The following is a 1,895-nucleotide window of genomic DNA, read 5'->3' on the forward strand; positions in this document are numbered from 1 at the left end:
AATCGAGTAGGAGGGGGTGACTAACCCCCGACCTCTCACACCACCGTACGTACCGACCGGTATACGGCGGTTCACCAAGCTTTACGAATTTCGAAATATCGGTGTGTTAAGCTTTTCAGCCCTTGTTGTTGCCAATAGGCAATACCGAGGGCTTTGTGTATTTGTGGGGTCTTAGTGGTACGCCATGCACCCTTTCGGGTGTTTGCAATTTCTATTGCTTTCACATGTGAAATCCCCAGAGAACGAAGTTCTCGGTATCTGGTTCTCACTCGTTTCCACTGTGACCACAAGCAGAGACGGAGCCTGCGCCTTATCCATTCCTCAGTAGACAGTAGGATACCCTTTGCGTCTGCAAGGGCAAAATATCCAATCCATCCCATAAGATACTGGTTTAGCTTTTCAATCCTATCATTTATTGAGATACTCCACATCGGATTCGTGATCTTGCGGATTTTCTCTTTTAGCTTGACGAGGGATTTTGGGTGTAGACGAATCCTAGTCTGTTTTACATGTGTAAAACTAAAACCCAGGAATTTACGTTTCCACGGTTGGTCTACCGCACTTTTCTGCTGATTTACTTTTAGCCTAAGCACCTTCTCCAAGTACTTTTGAATGCTTTCCTTCACTCGTTCCCCTGCACGTCTTGTTTTAACGTAGACGTTGCAATCATCAGCATAACGACAGAAGCGATGGCCTCTCTTTTCGAGTTCCTTATCCAAATCATCAAGTAGTATGTTTGCGAGTAATGGGCTTAGTGGGCCACCTTGTGGCGTTCCTTCACTTGATGTTATACAAACGCCATTTATCATGACACCTGCGTTTAGATAGGATCGAATGAGTTTTAACATGCGCTTGTCCTGTACTTTGCGAGCAACTCGGCTCATCAGTACATCATGATTCACACGGTCGAAGAATTTCTCTAGGTCAATGTCAACTACGAAGCGATACCCTTCGGTGATAAAAATTTGTGCTTGTCTGACAGCCATGTGGGCGCTACGTTTCGGTCTAAACCCATAGCTTGATTCCGAAAAACAGGGGTCAAAGATCGGTGTTAATACTTGAAGAATGGCTTGCTGGATAAAACGATCTACCACAGTGGGGATACCAAGAAGCCTTACACCACCGTCAGCTTTCGGGATTTCGACTCTGCGGACTGGTGAAGGCCTATAGGTCCCCCTTTCCATTTGCTCACGGATGGTTGGCCAGTGTTCGCGCAGATAGTCGCGTAGTTGTTCGGTTGAAACACCATCGATTCCGGCGGCACCTTTATTTGCTTCCACTCGTTGGAGAGCCATTCGTAAGTTTTCCCGTGACAGAACTTTCTCCAGCAAATCCATACCAACATTCCTTCCTTCGCGTACGCGAGTTCCTTGTTTGCTGTACGATACTCAGCCCTCTTTTGTACCCTCGGGGCTTCACCCCTGCTCTTCAAAAGTAGTACCTATATGGAATTCTGCTTCGACGTATCGTAGCAAAAGACAAGGTTCGCGTACTGACTTGATGTTCAGCCCTTCCCTGTTCGAGCGTCCTCTACTTAGGTACTATGGCTTCTGCTGACTTCTGCATGTTCAGCGCCTTTTTGCGAAGGCGGTTACCAACAGTTGAAGGCATATCATGCAGATCTCCCCAGGTAAGAGCGATAACTTTCATCCCATGCACCTGCCCAAGTTTACTGCTGTATCCCTTGGCTGTATGGGGCTTTGCCTTGTTTTGCAGACTCGCCCGAATACAACAGCCTCAAATTGGATTCGTGTACCTCAGGTCGGGACTTTGCCGCTGGCTTCCTCCAGATTCGACCTCACGGTCGACACCCTTGCCTTAGGCTAACGGTTGGTACAGCCAACCCCCGTTCGGGACTTTCACCCTATAGCTATCGCCCATGCTGGGCGCACAAA

The 1,895-nt window shown here is 47.9% G+C and carries 1 protein-coding gene; it reads right to left on the bottom strand.

All coding sequences use genetic code 11. The annotated features are described in order from the left end of the window. Positions 1-71 precede the first annotated feature (71 nt). A complete protein-coding gene (gene ltrA / locus EIZ37_RS25450) occupies positions 72-1,337 on the bottom strand; it encodes a group II intron reverse transcriptase/maturase (RefSeq protein ID WP_134687564.1) in 1,266 nt (421 codons plus the stop codon). Positions 1,338-1,895: the final 558 nt, after the last annotated feature.

The organism is Brevibacillus migulae, assembly GCF_004521915.1.
Classification (GTDB): Bacteria; Bacillota; Bacilli; order Brevibacillales; family Brevibacillaceae; genus Brevibacillus_F; species Brevibacillus_F migulae.

Bases quoted from the DNA above. Each gene is read 5' to 3' on its own strand.
- ltrA (WP_134687564.1), bottom strand. From the start codon at position 1,337: ATGGATTTGCTGGAGAAAGTTCTGTCACGGGAAAACTTACGAATGGCT.